The following is a 16,334-nucleotide window of genomic DNA, read 5'->3' on the forward strand; positions in this document are numbered from 1 at the left end:
TTTTCTTTTTCTTCTGACTAGGCAAAAGAATTAACAACAGCAAGAATTCTTTGTAATTCCGCATGAGTTTCATAACTTACAGTATCCGAATAAAGTAATGCTGAAAGATTCCGTGAAGAATAGCCAGCTTTTTCACTTACCTCATCAATATGCAAATTTTTTTCTTTCATTTTGTACAAAATAGCTTCTTTAAAATTGTTTGTAATTTCTTCTTGTTGAAATTGCGAAAGATTGTTAAATTCATCACTTGAATAATTGACCAAATTTTTCGAATTCATCTGCATCGCCTCTTTTATATTTATTTAGTAAAATCAATGACCATTCGGCCTTCAATTTTTCCTGCCTTCATTTCATCAATAATATCATTGATTTCTTCCAGTTTGCGTGTCGCAACAATTGGTTTTACCTTACCTTCTGCTCCAAATTGAAATGCTTCTGCCAAGTCAAGTCTTGTTCCGACAAGTGAACCTGCAACCTCCACTCCATCAAAAACAACTGTTGGAACTGATAAAGTCATCTCAGTATTGGGAAGTGCCACAGCAACCATTTTGCCCATAGGTTTCAAAGAAGCAACCGCTTGTTCAAAAGCAATCCTTGCAACAGCACAAACTATTGCACTTTGTGCTCCTAAGCCGCCAGTTATTTTTTTAATTGCATCAACTGGATTTACATCACCAGAATTGATAATCACATCAGCTCCAATTTTTTTAGCTAAATTTAATTTATCTTGATTAATATCAACAGCAATTACTTTTGCTCCAAAAACATTTTTAGCATATTGAATTGCTAAATTTCCAAGTCCTCCAGCACCAAAAATTACTTGCCAATCACCAGGTTCTACTCCTGATACTTTGATTGCTTTGTAAGTTGTTACTCCAGCACAAGTAATTGAGCTAGCTTCAATTGGGTCAAGTCCGTCTGGAACTTTGACAGCATAATCGGCAACAACAATCGCTTCTTCAGACATTCCGCCATCAGCTGAATATCCTGCATTTTTAACTTCTCGACAAAAAGTTTCATTACCAGATACACAGTATTCACAGTGACCACATCCTTCAAAGAACCAAGCCACTGAAACCCGATCACCAACTTGAAGCGAGCTTACATCAGCTCCAATTTCTTTGACAATTCCAATTCCTTCATGACCAAGAACAGTCCCTGCTTTGTTGCCATAATCACCTGCTGCAACGTGCAAATCGGTATGACAGACTCCACAATACTCCATATCAAGCAAAGCTTCATTAGGTTTGATTGCTCGAAGTTCCTTTTCAACAAGGTCCGCATAACCATCTGGATTGTGTCTTACTACTGCTGCTTTCATAAGAAAGTCTCCTCTATATATAAAGTTTTGTAAACGCATTCTTTTGTTTTATTATATCACTTTTCACTTCATTTTGTATCATTTAAAGTAACAAAAACATCTTGGTTCTTTTAATGTAATCTTTGAACCATTCGTTATCAATTTTTATGAGTCATTTGTGATTTTTCTTCTTCTTTTACGTATAATATAGTAAGAATGAATTTAGAAGCTAAATTAAAAGAAATTTTTGGTTATGACAATTTCCGAAATGGTCAAAAACAAATTATCGAACAAGTCCTAGAGGGCCAGGCCACTCTTGGTATTTTACCCACAGGAGCTGGAAAATCAATCTGCTATCAGTTACCAGCTCTTATTCAACCAGGGCTTACTCTCGTAATCTCCCCACTTATTAGCTTGATGAAAGATCAAGTCGACCAGCTGAATATTGCCGGAATTCCAGCAACATTTATTAACTCTACCTTAGAGGATTCCGAATCTTATCAAAGAATGCGACAGGTTGAAAATGGCGAAATCAAGCTTCTTTTTGTAGCTCCAGAGCGTTTTTCATTAGACTATTTCAATGCCTTTTTACAAAAACTTCCAATTGATTTAGTTGCCATAGACGAAGCACACTGCATTTCACAATGGGGGCACGATTTCAGACCCAGTTATGTCGATTTTGCCTCTCATCTCCAATATTTACCAACAAATCCTACCGTCTTAGCCCTTACGGCCACTGCGACACCAAAAGTTGCAGATGATATTCAAAAACTTCTTTCAATTTCCCCCAGTCATACTATTAAAACCGGTTTTCTTAGAGAAAACTTACGTTTTGAAGTAGTCAAAGGGATGGATAAGAGAACTTTTCTTAAAAATTATCTTAAAAATCAAGAAAGTGAGGCTGCTGGAATTATCTATGCCAGCACTCGTAAAGAAGTTGAAGAAATTTGTGAATGGCTCAACCATAATCATTTCAAAGCCGTTCGTTACCATGCTGGACTGAGTGAACAGGAACGTCAAATGAATCAAGAACTTTTTCTCTTTGACGAAGTGCCAATAATGGTTGCCACTAATGCTTTTGGCATGGGAATCAATAAACCAAATGTTCGATTTGTGATTCATTATGCCCTTCCCGCAACAATTGAAAGTTATTATCAAGAAGCTGGACGAGCAGGACGGGATGGGCTTGAATCTGATGCTATCCTCCTTTTTTCACCAAATGATTTACGAATTCGTAATTTCTTGATTGAGCAAAGTGAAGGTGATGAAGCGCACAAGGAACATGAATACGAAAAGCTTCGACAAATGCAAGCATATACAAGTGCCGAAACCTGTTTGCAACGCTATATCTTGCAATATTTTGGTGATGAAGGTGAAGATTGTAAAAAATGTAGTAATTGTCTTGATGAAAGAGAACTTCTCGATATTACAATTGATGCTCAAAAAGTCCTATCTTGTGTCGTCCGAATGGGTGAACGTTTTGGTAAGACGGCCGTAGCACAAGTTTTGATTGGTTCTAAAAATAAAAATATTGCAAAATGGAATTTTGAATCTCTATCGACTTTTGGAATTATGAAAAACCATTCTCAAAAGACCGTAGGTGAATTAATCGATTTTCTATCTGCTGAAGGTTATTTAAACATTACATCAGGTAAATTCCCACTTCTCCTTCTTTCAGCCCAAGGATTAAAAGTTCTCAAAGGACAAATCAAAGTTTATCGCAAAGCTAGCTTAATTATTGAATCGAAAACAAAAATTTCTCATCATTTTGATGAAGAATGTTTTGCAAGTATTCGTGCACTTCGACTTGAACTAGCCAAGGAAGAAGGCGTCCCTCCTTTCATGATTTTTTCTGATAGTGCCCTTAAAGAAATGGCTCAAGTTCTGCCAGATAGTCCAAGTCAATTTTTACAAATTTCTGGTGTCGGACCTGTTAAACTCGAAAAATATGGAACACTTTTTATCGACAAAATATCTGAATATAAAAAAAGCTGAGCAAACTCAGCTTTTATTTTTTTAAAATAATTTTATTACAAGTTATTTTTCTTTCTATAGTTGCGCATCATGAAGTAGGCAATTACACCAAAGATAAGTGGCCCACCAATCATTGAAATAAATGATGTCAACATTTCAGATAATGCTTTACCAGTTTGGTCAACAGCTGGTAATTGAACATAATTCACAATTGGTTGAATAATTGTGAAGAAGTTAGCCCCACCAACAACAACCAAGACCAAAATTGTCAAGAAGTTCACAACAAAATTTGATTTAAAGAATTCAATTGGTTTAGCAATATTTTTATTCTTCTTGAAGTACCAGAAAGCAATAACAATGAAGAGATAAGGCAAAGTCATAGAAACATTAGCCATATAAGTCAAAATGAGGAAGAATTGACTTGCTCCACCTTGTGAAGTCAAGAAATTCAAAACAATAATTAAGGTAACAATTGCAAATTGGATCCACATTGCAAATTTTGGCATTCCTTCTTCATCAAGTTTTCCTAATTTACCAGGCCAAAGTTTTTCTGGTGTACCAGTAATCAACTGTTTGATTGGACTATAAGTCAAGGTAAAGAAAGCGCCCATGTAAGCAAGCAGCATAGAAAGACCGATATAACGGGCGAAAATACCACCAAGCATATCTGCTCCAGAAGTAGAAAGTCCAAGTGCATGACCAACTGCTTCACCAAGGTTTTGCAAAAGCATGTAAGGAACAGTCCCAAGGTTCATTGATCCATCTTTAATGGCTGGAATCCATTGTGAATAATCAACGAAGAAACCAACACTAAGAATAGCAACAGCATAACCCACAGCAATAATAAGTGCTGATGTGATGATTCCTCGTGGGAAGTTTTTCTCAGGCTCGTGAGTTTGGTCAACTAAACCAGCAATTGATTCAACCCCACCATAAGCAAAAATGGCAAAAACAAGAAAGGCAATAAAGGCAACAATACTACCATCAAAAGTTGGATTAGGAGACGAAGTAAAAGCAGCAAGATTAATTGGTGTTGCTGGATGACCATTAACAACAAGTACAAGGACAGCACCAAGAATTAAAATAACATTGAGTGAAAGGACGGCAACCCCCGCAATAGAGGTGAATTTTTTAATTGTTTCCACACCTTTTGAAACCATAAAGGTAATCAATGCCATCCAAATTACAGCTGCAATTGAAATCCAAAGTAATGAAGGGGTGTGTGTTGAGTTACCAAAAATCAAATTGACCATTGGAATCAAAATTTTATTGGCAACACTTACCATCCAGATAACATAAGAAGCATACCACATGAATGTTCCAACGAAGGCGAAGGTTGGGTTAACCGCCTCACTCATCCATGAATAAATTCCTCCTTTTTCATCTTTAAATGCTGAACCCATTTCCGTTACCATAAAGGCAAAAGGGAGGAAAAAGAGCAGGGCTCCAATAATATACCAAGGAATGGCGCCGTAGCCCATTTGGTAGAAAGCGACAGGGATATTCCCAAAACCAAAGACTGTCGTAAATATCATCAACGAGAGTCCTACGAGTGAGAGTTTACCTTTTGTGTTTTGTGACATAATCTTTCCTTTTACATTTATTGACTTATCATCAGTCAATTTTATTTTTAAAGTCTTGAATAATAGCTCAATTTTACTAACAAAGTTGTCAGTAAAATATTTAGAAACAGAATAATATTTTATACAGTAGCAGAAAGTTATCGAAAAGTAGCAATTAGTCTGAAAATTATAAGATAAGCGCAAAGCAAGCCGCTCATGAAGATTTTTAATCAAAAACCTTCTTGGGCGACTTGTTCTTTTATTATCGAGCTTAAAAACTAATTACTCTCTCTTTTTCTTTTATTTTACTACTTCATTGTTCAAACGAATGATTTCAAGCAAAGTATCTACTGCTTTTTCCATTGTTTGTACAGAAACAAATTCAAAACGTCCGTGCATGTTTTCACCACCTGCAAAAAGGTTTGGTGTTGGAAGTCCCATAAATGAAATTTTAGACCCATCAGTTCCACCACGGATTGGTTCAATAATTGGGACAATATCAAGATTTTCCATTGCTTTTTTAGCAATATCAATAATTGACATATCTTTTTCAATGATTTGAGCCATGTTGTAGTATTGGTCTTTAATAACTGGTTTCACACGGTTTTGACCAAGTTCAGCATTCATTTTATCTGCAATCTCTTGCATCAAAGCTTTACGTTCGTTGAATTTACCTTCTTCATGGTCACGAATGATATATTGAGCTCTTGCTTCTTCTGGTGTACCATCAAGTTTCAAAAGATGGAAGAAACCTTCACGGCCTTCGGTTTTTTCAGGACGGTCAAATTCTGGAAGTGCATTGTGGTAGTCAATTGCTAATTGCAATGCATTAACCATTGTATTTTTTGCTGTCCCTGGGTGAACATTTTTACCTTGGAACTCAATCACTGCACCAGCTGCTGAGAAAGTTTCATATTGAAGTTCTCCAAGTGGTCCACCATCTACAGTGTAAGCAAAGTCAACATCAAAGTCAGCTACGTCAAATTTATCAGCACCTACACCAATTTCTTCATCAGGACCAAATCCAACACGAATTTCACCGTGTTCAAAATCAGGATTAATATTCAAAAGATAGTCGGCTAAAGTCATGATTTCAGCTACACCAGATTTATCATCTGAACCAAGCAAAGTTGTTCCGTCAGTATGAACTAAAGTTTGCCCTTTGTAGTTTTTAAGATTTGGGAAATCTTTTGGATCAAGTGTAAACTCAGTATCACCAAGTTTAATCACAGATTCACCATCATAATTTTCCAAAATTTGTGGGTTAACACCCTCTGCATTGAAATCAGCGGTATCCAAGTGAGCTAAAAGTCCAATTTTGCGTACTTTTTTATCTGTATTTGCAGGAATTGTACCAATAACATAACCATTTGATTCAAGATAATGAACATCTTTGAGACCAAGGGCTTTCATATCTTCACCCATTTTGTGGGCAAATTCTACGAGCGCTTGAGTTGAAGGTGTTGTTGTGCTGTTTTCATCTGAACGTGTATTTACTTTAACATATTCAAGAAAACGTGGTAACAGTTTTTCGTACTTCATTTGTTCTCCTTAAATTTATTCTAATAGCCTAATTGTCTCCAAGTGAGATGAATGGCTCAATAGCTGTGGTTTGTTGAATTTGAGCAATAATGAAAGATTTAGCATCAGCATATTTCTGCTCTGGAATCACTTGTTCTGAAAATTTCAAAAGACATTTGTATTCTTTTTCCGAAATTTTTTCAATATACTTATATTTCTCCAGCACATTGACAAAAATATCCGGTTTAGATTTGACAACTTCTTTACGCATAAATTTCAAAAGAAAAGTGGTCATATACTTAAGCGCATATTCTGGGTCAACATCGCCAATCATTTGATAAACCTCTGTTTCAAGCGGAGTTAAAGGTAAATTTTTGGCTACTTTATCAAAATAATTGGCAAGTGATTGTGGAATTTCAGTATTCTGTGGATATTCTTTGTAAGAAAAAGATGTCATGAAATTCAAGATAACTTGATTCGTTTGATTAGTCAAAGATTGATAAAGCATACTTTGGGATAATAGCTTTTCAATCCGTGACTCCTTTTCAATAAAAATTGGAGCTTCGTAGATGTTTTCCTGCGGTTCAGCAATTTTGTCTTTTAAAGTTTCCCAATCAAACTCACTGTCATTAAAAACATGAAATCCCAGCGAATAACGTTTATCAGAACGTAAGATTAACCCAGCAGCAATAAATGAGTCAATTTGCCGGTCAATATTTTTTACGTCAGCAAAATCTTTATGAATCTGTCTGAGCATGACTTCATCATGTTGTGCTAAATATTCTATCAAATCTTTAAAAAAGGGCTGACTTGTCAGCCGATTTTCATTATAGATTTTAATAGTCATTATTTATTGAAGCTTTCAGTCAATTGTGGAACAACTTGTTTTTTACGTGAAACAGCGCCAGCAAGGAAGGCGTGGTCATCTGCAAGGGTAAAGTTGAAAGCTGCTTCTGATTTTTCTGGATGTGCACCCAACGCAATGATTTCAGAGTTTGAGTTAACAATGTCAGTAATCATAAAGACAAAGTCATCGTATCCATTTACTGTCATTGAAGCATTAATAGCTGCTTTAATATCTGAAAGACGTTCTAAAACTTCTGGAATATCAACTGTATTAACTTGTGCAATACGAACATTTGAACCATTCAATTCAAAAGTTTTTGCATCAATATCAATCAATTCTTCTGCTGTTTTAGTTGATAAATTTGTTCCAGCTTTGAGCATTGCAAGTCCATATTCTTCAAGGTTAACACCAGCAATTTCAGCAAGTTCTTTAGCAACTTTATGGTCTGTTACATGCGTCGTTGGTGATTTCAAAAGCAAAGTATCTGAAATCAAACCTGAAAGTAAAAGTCCAGCAACTTCTTTAGGGATTTCAACATTTGCTTCAAGGAATTTACGGTAAACAATTGATGACGCAGAACCAACAGGTTCAACAGTCATAAACAAAGGAGCTGCTGTATTAAAGTTAGCCACACGGTGATGGTCAACTACACCATAAATTGTTAAGTCTTCAATATCAGAAATTGATTGTTGGAACTCATTGTGGTCAGTCAAAATTACTGTATCCACACCCTCTTCTTTTGCTGATTTTACTACACGTGGAGCTTTCACGCCAAAGTAATCCAATACGAATTGTGTTTCTTCATTTGGAGTTCCAAGGGCAACTACTTCAGTGTTAAGGGCACCATTTGGACGGTGGTTGCTCAAATATGAAAATCCATATGATGAGCCGATAGCGTCAGTATCAGGTTTTTGATGACCAAAAACAAGTATTTTATCAGACATTTTTTTACCTCATTTTAAAAATTTTTAATTTCCCACTTAAACTTCTAGTTTTAACTAAAAATTATTTGGGTTATCATCCCTTAAATTATACCAAAAAATGGCTGATTAAGCACATTTTCATTTTCGTTTAGGACTGATTTTATCCGAGTGTTCATTTTGTAACAAAAAAATGAATCTGAATAACTTCAAATTCATTTTTATTTTTTATCTTATACGTTCTAAGTAATCTTGATAAGATTCTGTATTCATGATTTCTTTAGCATTATAAACGCGATCTTTTGTTGGAGGTTTCACACCTTCAAGCGGATATTTCCAACCTAATTCACGCCATTTAAATTCGCCCATTGTATGGTAAGGTAAAATTTCAAATTTCAAGACATTTTTTAAAGTTTTTACAAATTCACCTAATTGAACTAAATCTTCATCAAAATCACTTTCACCAGGAACAAGAACGTGACGAACCCACATTGCATTACCACGATCTGATAAATACTGTGCAAAAGCTAAAATATTATCGTTTTTATTAGCTGTCAATTCTTTGTGTCGTTCTGGATTTATTTCTTTAATGTCTAATAATACTAAGTCGGTATAATCTAGCAATTCATCAATTTTTTCGGTTACATATTTATCAGTTAAATATGGTTGAGCCGCTGTATCAAGTGTTGTATGAATACCGAGAGATTTTGCATATTTGAAAAGAGCTAATACAAAGTCAATTTGAAGGAGCGCCTCACCACCAGAAACGGTAATTCCACCTTTCTCTCCCCAAAACCCTCTAAAACGAAGTGCCTCATCCATGACATCTTCTACGGTACGCTCTGTCGCTTTATCTGACTTTAATGCCCAAGTATCAGGGTTGTGACAATACTTGCAACGCATCCGACAGCCTTGCATGAAAATAATAAAACGGACCCCAGGGCCATCAACAGAACCAAAAGATTCAGTTGAATGAATCAGTCCAGTAACTTTTTTAAGTTCATCTATATTCTCTGACATCATCTTCTCCAATTCAAAACACTATTTCACACCCCTATCATACCGCAATTCATTGATTTTATCAAATCAAATTCTGTCAATAAAAGTTACAGATAAGGACTCTGTCAGTATAAATTTTTAGTAAATTATTTCTTGTCAGCCCCTAAATGTAAGGGCTTATCTAAAAAATTATCAGTTTTATTCTATAAAAAAACTGACAGAATTTCTGTCAGTAATTTTTTTAAATTTCTGTTTCTTCTGGTTCGACATCAAATTCAACACGAAGTTTAACCACACGTTTTCCAGAAACTTCTAAACTTGTCAGTGAAAAATGGTCTTCATCATTGTCCACTTTGCAGACAATTTGTTGTCCTTTGGCTGGAATTTTACCAGTTGTCGCTAAGAAATAACCTGCAATTGTATCAACGTCATTGCTTTCAAGATGTGTATCAAATTCTTCATTGAAGTCATTCAAGGTCATTTTCCCTTGGACAACATAGAGATTTTCACCGATTTTGAAGACTTCTTCTTCAGCAATATCGGTTTCGTCATCAATTTCACCAACGATTTCTTCTAGTAAATCTTCTAAGGTAACTACGCCTTCAACACCACCATATTCGTTTAATAATACAGCCATTTGATTTTGAGTTTTACGCATTTGACGCATTAAGTCATCAACAAAGATTGTTTCAGGAACAAACAAAGGTTCTTGAAGAATTTCTCGTAAGTCAATATCATCAAAACCATGGTCAAAAGAATATCTTAAAAGTTTTTTCACATGTAAAATTCCCAGAATATTATCTTTATCATCATCATAAACTGGCACCCGTGAATAAGTTTCACTTAGAATAGCGGTAATATTTTCACGAGAATCATCATTAATATCAATCATGAAAGCATCCGTTCTTGGAACCATGATTTCACGCGCAACCAACTCGTCTAAGCTGAACACCCCAGTAATCATTTCACGCTCATTAGCGTCAAGTGCTTCATCATTTGTATTAAGTAAATACTCAATCTCATCTCGAGTCATCCCTTCATCCAAATCATCAAATTTCATTGGAGTCAATCGGCTTAAGACATTTGTTGAACTTGCTAAAAACCAAACGAAAGGTTTCATCACTTTTCCCAAAAATTGGATAGGTGGTGCGACTCTTAAGGCCAATTTTTCTTTGAGGTTTTGGGCAATTCGTTTCGGATAAAGTTCACCAAATACGAGTGAGACATAAGTTAAGACAGCTAAAACAATAATTTGAGCCAAAGTTTTAGCTAGAGCTGTTCCACCTAACAGTGGAGCTAAACGTGAAGATAAGGCTTCGGCCAAACTAGCCCCCGCTAAAATATTAATCAAAGTAATCCCAATTTGAATCGTTGAGAGGAAATTACTTGGTTGATTAAGGATATTAACAAGGTTGATATATTTCTTATCACCTTCGCTAGCCTTTTGTTCTACTTTCGTCCGGCTGAGACTGACCATGGCCATCTCACTGGCTGAAAAGAAGGCATTTAAAGCTGTTAAAAAAATAAGTAAAAGAATCTGCAAGAGTATCGATACACTCTCGGGATCAGGGTTTGACATTAGTGCTCCTTGAGAAAAATATTATAGTGTTTATTTTAACACTCAAAACTTTGCCAACTCAAATTTAATGAAAATGAGAGTTAACAATTTAGATAGAATTATTATATCATATTTTTGTTCTCATTTTGAAATAATTTTTCTTTGTTCGGCTTTATGATTATTATAAAGGCTATTGGCAAATTTAACAATCTCTTTGACTAAGCAATAAGCAGGAACAGCGATAATCATTCCTAGAATTCCATACAAACTTCCAGAAATTAACATGAGAATCATAACGGTTACTGGATGAACTTTAACGGCTGATCCCACAATTTTAGGATAAACTAGATTACCATCAAGCTGTTGCAAAACAAGCACATAGATAACGGCAATAAGTGCTGTTACTGGTCGATTAAAGGCCACCGTTACTATCATTGGTAAAACACCAATATATGGTCCCGCATAAGGAATGAGATTTGTTACTCCAGCAAAGAGTGCGAAAAGAAAGGCATAAGGAATTCCAAGAACCATGTAACCAATAAAGACGACAATAAAGACAAGCAAGGCATCAAGCGCAACTCCTGAAATATAACGTGAAATCGTATGATTCATATTTTCAAGTAGTTCAAAGATATTCAATCTATCTTCGGTCAAAACATTTTCCTTCAAAAATGGAATAATTTTTTCGCCATCTTTAAGCATATAATAAAGCAAGATTGGTACCAAAATCATTACCATAACAATGCTTGTAATGATACCAACGATACTTCCAACACTAACCGTGATACTATTAAGCAAATTGTGCAAAATATCAGTATACGAAAGATTTAATTTCTCAACAAGACTATTAACATCAAGTTGGTCGTAGATTTGAGCGAATCGTGGATTATGTTGAAGCCCTTCAATCCAAGCCCTAACTTGTGGATAAGCTTTTCCAGTTGCATTAATTAGACTTGTCAACTGTGAAATTAAGCTTGGAATGACTGAGGCAATTGCAAAAATAATCATTCCTAAGATTAATAAAAGAACAATAAAAATTCCTAATACCTTTTTTATTCTTAACTTCTCTTCCATGAAAGTAACAACAGGATTAAAAACATAATATAAAAACCCTGCAATAATAAATGGGACAAATAAGAGCGTCAACAATGTTTTAATGGGTTGAAATACAAAATCAATCTGAGACAAGAGAAAGATTAACAAAGTAACGGCTAATATTTCCACTGTCCAGAAGAATAATTTACTATTTTTGAACATAAATTTCCTTTATTTAATTTATTTTTGTCTTTCTTAAAATAAATGATTGAATAATTGTTATTTTAAATAACTTATTTCTGCTATTTTTAGACTATTTATATTATAATAAATCCAAGGCTTTTAAGCAAACTAATCTTTAGGAGAAATTATGGAAATTAGAGTAACTCGTGATACTATGTCTGATATTTATTTTGATGCTTTACGGATTCGTAATCAAGTTTTTGTAAAAGAACAAGGCGTCCCTTATGAACTTGAAGTTGGAAACGCTCTTGAAGAGGCTTCTTCTGTTCATTTCGTTCTTTATGACGGTGGTCTTGCCAAAGGTACCGTTCGTTTGCTTGCTGATTTGGATAAAAAAACAGCGCTAATTCAACGAATGGCTATTTTAAAAGAAGCAAGAGGTCATGGTTATGCAAAGCTTTTAATTGACCGTCTGATTGAATTTGCTAAAGAAAGCAAATTAAATAAATTAGAACTTCATGCACAACTTTCTGCCAAAGGTTTATATAGCAAATACGGCTTTAATGAGGTAGGACAAGTTTTTGAAGAAGCCGGAATTCAACATATTCAAATGGAAAGAACAATTCATTAATTGAAGACTAAGCCATGAAAAAAATTACTGACAGCCTGTCAGTAATTTATTTTATTAATTGAGCAACTCTTTTTTTTAGTTCAGGTAAAAGTTCAGGCTCAAACCAAAGATTTTTGGCTAACCAAATATTATTTCGTGGGCTGGGATGAACAAGCGGAAAATATTTTGGTAAGTAGGCTTCAAAATTACGAATCACTTCTGTTGTTTTTGCTGATGATTTTAAATTTAAATAATACTTTATGGCATAAGAACCTACTAGAATAAAAAGTTCAATCTCAGGCATTTCTTCTAAAAGTGCTTTATGCCATTTTTGAGCAAAACCTGCCCGAGGTGGCAGATCACCTGATTTTCCTTTTCCAGGAAAATAAAAATCTAAAGGCAAAATAGATATTTTATTTGACTCATAAAAAGTGGCTCGGTCAATTCCAAGCCAATCACGCAGGCGGTCACCTGATGGATCATTCCAAAAGAGTCGTGATTCTTGTGCTCGAATGCCTGGCGCCTGACCAATAATACAAATCTTTGCTTCTTTATGAACAGAATAAAGCGGCTCTATCCCTTCTTTTGTATATTTTTTGTTCTGTGGGTCAGCTTTAATCGCTTCAAAAATTTCCTTAAATTTATCCATTTTCTTTCCTTAAAAGCGTAATCTAAGTTTATAGATTACGCTTTTTATTGTAAAATTTACTGACAGAAAGCTTATCTGATAAATATTTCTAAGATAAATCCTGTCAGTAAAATGCGACCGAAGGGAGCATTTTATCGGTGAACAAAGGAACTGGCAGTGAAGCTAACAGTTCTCTCAAATGCGACCAAAGGCGAACATTTTCTAGGCAGTTCTGTCAATTCATTGAACTAAGTATTTTAATTACAGAGGAACATGCTTACAGTTTTATCAACCCTCTACACTTACTGACAAGTCTTTTAATTACAAGTCTAAATTTCCATCAGTCTTATTTTTCCAATTTTACTTTCAAATACTGACCAGTATAGCTGTCAGCAACTTTTGCTACCTCTTCTGGTCTTCCTTTGGCAAGAATTGTTCCACCACCAGCACCACCTTCTGGACCTAAGTCGATGATGTAATCTGCTGTTTTAATGACATCCAAATTATGCTCAATGACAACAATCGTATTTCCTTGTTCAACCAAACGGTCTAATACTTGAATCAGGGTCGCAATATCTTCACTGTGCAAACCAGTTGTTGGTTCATCCAAGATATAAAACGCTTTACCATTTGAACGTTTTTGTAATTCAGAAGCTAATTTCATCCGTTGAGCTTCTCCACCTGATAAAGTAGTTGCTGGTTGTCCAAGCGTCACATATCCCAAACCTACATCAACAATCGTTTGGAGTTTACGTTCAATTTTTGGAATATGACGGAAGAATTCCAATCCATCAGACACGCGCATATCTAGTACTTCCGAAATATTCTTCCCTTTATAATGAACTTCTAAAGTTTCTGAATTGTAGCGTCTGCCATGGCAAACTTCACATGGAACATAAACATCTGGCAAGAAATGCATTTCAATCTTGATGATTCCATCACCAGAACAGGCTTCACAACGTCCACCTTTGACATTAAATGAGAAACGTCCTTTTTTATAGCCACGAATTTTTGCTTCATTTGTATTGGCAAATAAATCACGAATGTCATCAAAGACGCTGGTATAAGTTGCCGGATTTGAACGTGGAGTTCGACCAATTGGACTTTGGTCAATATCAATCAAACGCTCAATTCCTTCATAACCAGTAATTTTTTTATGCTTACCAGGTTTATCTGAGTTGTGATTCAATTTTTGAGCTAATGATTTCTTTAAAATACTGTTAACTAAAGTTGATTTACCAGAACCAGAAACCCCAGTTACAGCCGTCATAACTCCCATTGGAAACTCAACATCAAGGTTTTGCAAGTTGTTCTCACTTGCACCTGTAATCTTAACCATTTTTTTCTTATCAATGGCTCGACGTTTTTCAGGAACTGGAATGGCTCTTTTTCCTGACAAATATTGCCCTGTCAGTGATTTTTTATTTTTCATGACTTGTTTTGGTGTTCCAGAGGCAATAATTTCACCTCCTAAATCGCCTGCCCCAGGACCAACATCAATAAGCCAATCGGCTGCCATCATCGTGTCCTCATCATGTTCAACGACAATTAAGGTATTCCCCAAATCACGCATCTTTTGTAAAGACTCAATCAGTCTGTCATTATCTCTTTGATGTAAACCAATGGAAGGTTCATCCAAAATATACAAAACGCCTGATAAATTTGAACCAATCTGTGTCGCTAAACGAATACGTTGTGACTCTCCACCAGAGAGTGTTCCGCTTGAACGAGATAGCGTGAGATAATCCAAACCAACATTTTTCAAGAAAGTCAAACGGTCTTTAATTTCTTTCAAAATAGGTTTTGCGATAATTTCATTATTTGCAGAAAGAACTAAACTTTTCACATAATCAAGCGTATCGCCAATTGACAGAATTGAAAATTCAGCAATATTTTTCTCACCCACTTTAACAGAAAGTGCTTGATCATTTAAACGATAACCATGACAAGTCGTACAAGTCAATTCAGTCATGTAAGAACGCGCCATTTCTCTGGCTGACTCGCTCATTCCTGAACGATAACGACGCCAAAGATTAGGAATGACCCCAACAAAGGTCATATCTTGGTCACGTAATCCAAAATCTCCTTCGTGCATAAAATGGAAAAGTTTATCTCCATTACCATATAAAACAATTTGTTGTTCTTTTTCTGACAGTTTTTCCCAAGGCTTATCTAAATCAATGCCGAATTGCTCCATTGCTTGCTCTAAAAGAGCAGGGTAATAAGTTGAGGCTTTCCCATACCAATAGATAATTGCTCCCTCACGCAGTGTTTTGCTTGTATCAGGAATCAATAAATCGACATCGGGTTCCAATTTAACTCCTAAACCATCACAATCTGGGCATGAGCCAAAAGGAGCATTGAATGAGAAAAGACGTGGTTCAAGTTCTGGAACAGTAAAACCACAAACTGGACAGGCGTAAAATTCACTAAACAAAAGCTCTGAACCATCCATTTTATCAACAATAACATAACCCTCAGCCTGATGAAGCGCAGCCTCTACAGAGTCAAACAGACGCGAACGAATTCCTTCTTTTACAACAATACGGTCAATGACAATTTCAATGTTGTGCTTTTTATTTTTATCAAGTTCTGGAGCTTCTGAAATATCATAAACTTCACCGTCAACACGAACACGAACATAACCATCTTTTTGGATACGCTCAAACATTTTGACATGAGTCCCTTTTTTGGTACGCACGACAGGAGCGAGAATTTGTAAACGTGTTTTTTCAGGAAGCTCAAGAATTTGTTCAACAATTTCTTCAACTGACTGTGCCGAAATTTTTCCATGACCATTCACACAATATGGCGTCCCAACACGGGCATATAATAGACGCAAATAGTCATTAATTTCCGTAACCGTCCCGACTGTTGAACGAGGATTTTTAGAAGTTGTTTTTTGGTCAATAGAAATTGCTGGCGACAAACCATCAATTGAATCAACATCTGGCTTATCCATATTTCCTAAAAACTGTCTAGCATAAGCTGACAAAGATTCAACATATCGACGTTGACCTTCTGCATATAAAGTTTCAAAGGCCAGAGATGATTTTCCAGACCCTGAAACCCCAGTAACAACAACTAATTTATCTCTTGGAATTTCAACATCTATATTTTTTAAATTGTGCTCACGTGCACCGTGTATTACTATTTTATCTTGTGGCATTTATTTTCCTTTTATTATTTTGTTTGGT

At 35.4% G+C, this 16,334-nt stretch carries 13 protein-coding genes; 2 read left to right on the forward strand and 11 right to left on the reverse strand.

All coding sequences use genetic code 11. The annotated features are described in order from the left end of the window. Positions 1 to 17: 17 nt before the first annotated feature. Positions 18 to 278 carry a hypothetical protein gene (locus ACRYLU_RS08950; protein WP_017864931.1) on the reverse strand — a complete coding sequence of 87 codons (261 nt, stop codon included), beginning with the start codon at positions 276 to 278 and terminating at the stop codon, positions 18 to 20. A gap of 20 nt (positions 279 to 298) precedes the next feature. Then, positions 299 to 1,321 (reverse strand): alcohol dehydrogenase AdhP, encoded by a 1,023-nt coding sequence (gene adhP / locus ACRYLU_RS08955; protein ID WP_445080887.1) that lies wholly within the window; start codon positions 1,319 to 1,321, stop codon positions 299 to 301. Between the two features lie 195 nt (positions 1,322 to 1,516). Between adhP and recQ the strand changes: the two genes are divergently transcribed. Continuing rightward, entirely contained in the window at positions 1,517 to 3,295 is a 1,779-nt protein-coding gene (gene recQ, locus ACRYLU_RS08960) for a DNA helicase RecQ (RefSeq protein WP_195362546.1), read from the forward strand. A 35-nt stretch (positions 3,296 to 3,330) separates the two neighbouring features. Here recQ and yjeM read toward each other — a convergent pair whose 3' ends face one another. The 7 genes from yjeM to ACRYLU_RS08995 all read right to left on the reverse strand — a co-directional run bounded on the left by yjeM (position 3,331) and on the right by ACRYLU_RS08995 (position 11,938). Further along, a complete protein-coding gene (gene yjeM, locus ACRYLU_RS08965; RefSeq protein ID WP_445080888.1) occupies positions 3,331 to 4,857 on the reverse strand; it encodes a glutamate/gamma-aminobutyrate family transporter YjeM in 1,527 nt (508 codons plus the stop codon). A 279-nt stretch (positions 4,858 to 5,136) separates the two neighbouring features. Next, the gene (pepT, locus tag ACRYLU_RS08970) at positions 5,137 to 6,378 is read right to left on the reverse strand and encodes a peptidase T (RefSeq protein WP_003130321.1); all 1,242 of its coding nucleotides are present in this window, start codon (positions 6,376 to 6,378) and stop codon (positions 5,137 to 5,139) included. A gap of 28 nt (positions 6,379 to 6,406) precedes the next feature. After that, the gene (locus tag ACRYLU_RS08975; RefSeq protein ID WP_058205213.1) at positions 6,407 to 7,204 is read right to left on the reverse strand and encodes a DUF1803 domain-containing protein; all 798 of its coding nucleotides are present in this window, start codon (positions 7,202 to 7,204) and stop codon (positions 6,407 to 6,409) included. Continuing rightward, complete coding sequence (locus ACRYLU_RS08980; protein ID WP_029344360.1) at positions 7,204 to 8,148, reverse strand: manganese-dependent inorganic pyrophosphatase; 945 nt, start codon at positions 8,146 to 8,148, stop codon at positions 7,204 to 7,206. The genes ACRYLU_RS08975 and ACRYLU_RS08980 overlap by 1 nt, the downstream gene beginning before the upstream one ends. Before the next feature lie 204 nt (positions 8,149 to 8,352). After that, positions 8,353 to 9,147 carry a pyruvate formate-lyase-activating protein gene (gene pflA / locus ACRYLU_RS08985; protein WP_038601896.1) on the reverse strand — a complete coding sequence of 265 codons (795 nt, stop codon included), beginning with the start codon at positions 9,145 to 9,147 and terminating at the stop codon, positions 8,353 to 8,355. Positions 9,148 to 9,364: 217 nt separating this feature from the next. Then, the gene (locus ACRYLU_RS08990; protein WP_015426970.1) at positions 9,365 to 10,702 is read right to left on the reverse strand and encodes a hemolysin family protein; all 1,338 of its coding nucleotides are present in this window, start codon (positions 10,700 to 10,702) and stop codon (positions 9,365 to 9,367) included. Positions 10,703 to 10,822: 120 nt separating this feature from the next. Continuing rightward, positions 10,823 to 11,938 carry an AI-2E family transporter gene (locus ACRYLU_RS08995; RefSeq protein ID WP_010906150.1) on the reverse strand — a complete coding sequence of 372 codons (1,116 nt, stop codon included), beginning with the start codon at positions 11,936 to 11,938 and terminating at the stop codon, positions 10,823 to 10,825. A gap of 148 nt (positions 11,939 to 12,086) precedes the next feature. On the opposite strand from ACRYLU_RS08995, the gene ACRYLU_RS09000 reads away from it, so the two are divergent. Then, the gene (locus ACRYLU_RS09000; RefSeq protein ID WP_038601900.1) at positions 12,087 to 12,530 is read left to right on the forward strand and encodes a GNAT family N-acetyltransferase; all 444 of its coding nucleotides are present in this window, start codon (positions 12,087 to 12,089) and stop codon (positions 12,528 to 12,530) included. 46 nt (positions 12,531 to 12,576) lie between these two features. Here ACRYLU_RS09000 and ACRYLU_RS09005 read toward each other — a convergent pair whose 3' ends face one another. Together ACRYLU_RS09005 and uvrA are read right to left on the reverse strand one after the other, a co-directional pair. After that, a complete protein-coding gene (locus tag ACRYLU_RS09005; RefSeq protein ID WP_260310424.1) occupies positions 12,577 to 13,158 on the reverse strand; it encodes a uracil-DNA glycosylase family protein in 582 nt (193 codons plus the stop codon). 325 nt (positions 13,159 to 13,483) lie between these two features. Next, the gene (gene uvrA / locus ACRYLU_RS09010) at positions 13,484 to 16,306 is read right to left on the reverse strand and encodes an excinuclease ABC subunit UvrA (protein ID WP_104141460.1); all 2,823 of its coding nucleotides are present in this window, start codon (positions 16,304 to 16,306) and stop codon (positions 13,484 to 13,486) included. Between the last annotated feature and the right edge of the window lie 28 nt (positions 16,307 to 16,334).

The organism is Lactococcus sp. KTH0-1S, from assembly GCF_052544945.1.

Bases quoted from the DNA above. Each gene is read 5' to 3' on its own strand.
- ACRYLU_RS09000 (WP_038601900.1), top strand. From the start codon at position 12,087: ATGGAAATTAGAGTAACTCGTGATACTATGTCTGATATTTATTTTGAT.
- pflA (WP_038601896.1), bottom strand. From the start codon at position 9,147: ATGATGTCAGAGAATATAGATGAACTTAAAAAAGTTACTGGACTGATT.
- yjeM (WP_445080888.1), bottom strand. From the start codon at position 4,857: ATGTCACAAAACACAAAAGGTAAACTCTCACTCGTAGGACTCTCGTTG.
- ACRYLU_RS08950 (WP_017864931.1), bottom strand. From the start codon at position 278: ATGAATTCGAAAAATTTGGTCAATTATTCAAGTGATGAATTTAACAAT.
- uvrA (WP_104141460.1), bottom strand. From the start codon at position 16,306: ATGCCACAAGATAAAATAGTAATACACGGTGCACGTGAGCACAATTTA.
- ACRYLU_RS08980 (WP_029344360.1), bottom strand. From the start codon at position 8,148: ATGTCTGATAAAATACTTGTTTTTGGTCATCAAAAACCTGATACTGAC.
- pepT (WP_003130321.1), bottom strand. From the start codon at position 6,378: ATGAAGTACGAAAAACTGTTACCACGTTTTCTTGAATATGTTAAAGTA.
- recQ (WP_195362546.1), top strand. From the start codon at position 1,517: ATGAATTTAGAAGCTAAATTAAAAGAAATTTTTGGTTATGACAATTTC.
- adhP (WP_445080887.1), bottom strand. From the start codon at position 1,321: ATGAAAGCAGCAGTAGTAAGACACAATCCAGATGGTTATGCGGACCTT.
- ACRYLU_RS08990 (WP_015426970.1), bottom strand. From the start codon at position 10,702: ATGTCAAACCCTGATCCCGAGAGTGTATCGATACTCTTGCAGATTCTT.
- ACRYLU_RS08995 (WP_010906150.1), bottom strand. From the start codon at position 11,938: ATGTTCAAAAATAGTAAATTATTCTTCTGGACAGTGGAAATATTAGCC.
- ACRYLU_RS09005 (WP_260310424.1), bottom strand. From the start codon at position 13,158: ATGGATAAATTTAAGGAAATTTTTGAAGCGATTAAAGCTGACCCACAG.
- ACRYLU_RS08975 (WP_058205213.1), bottom strand. From the start codon at position 7,204: ATGACTATTAAAATCTATAATGAAAATCGGCTGACAAGTCAGCCCTTT.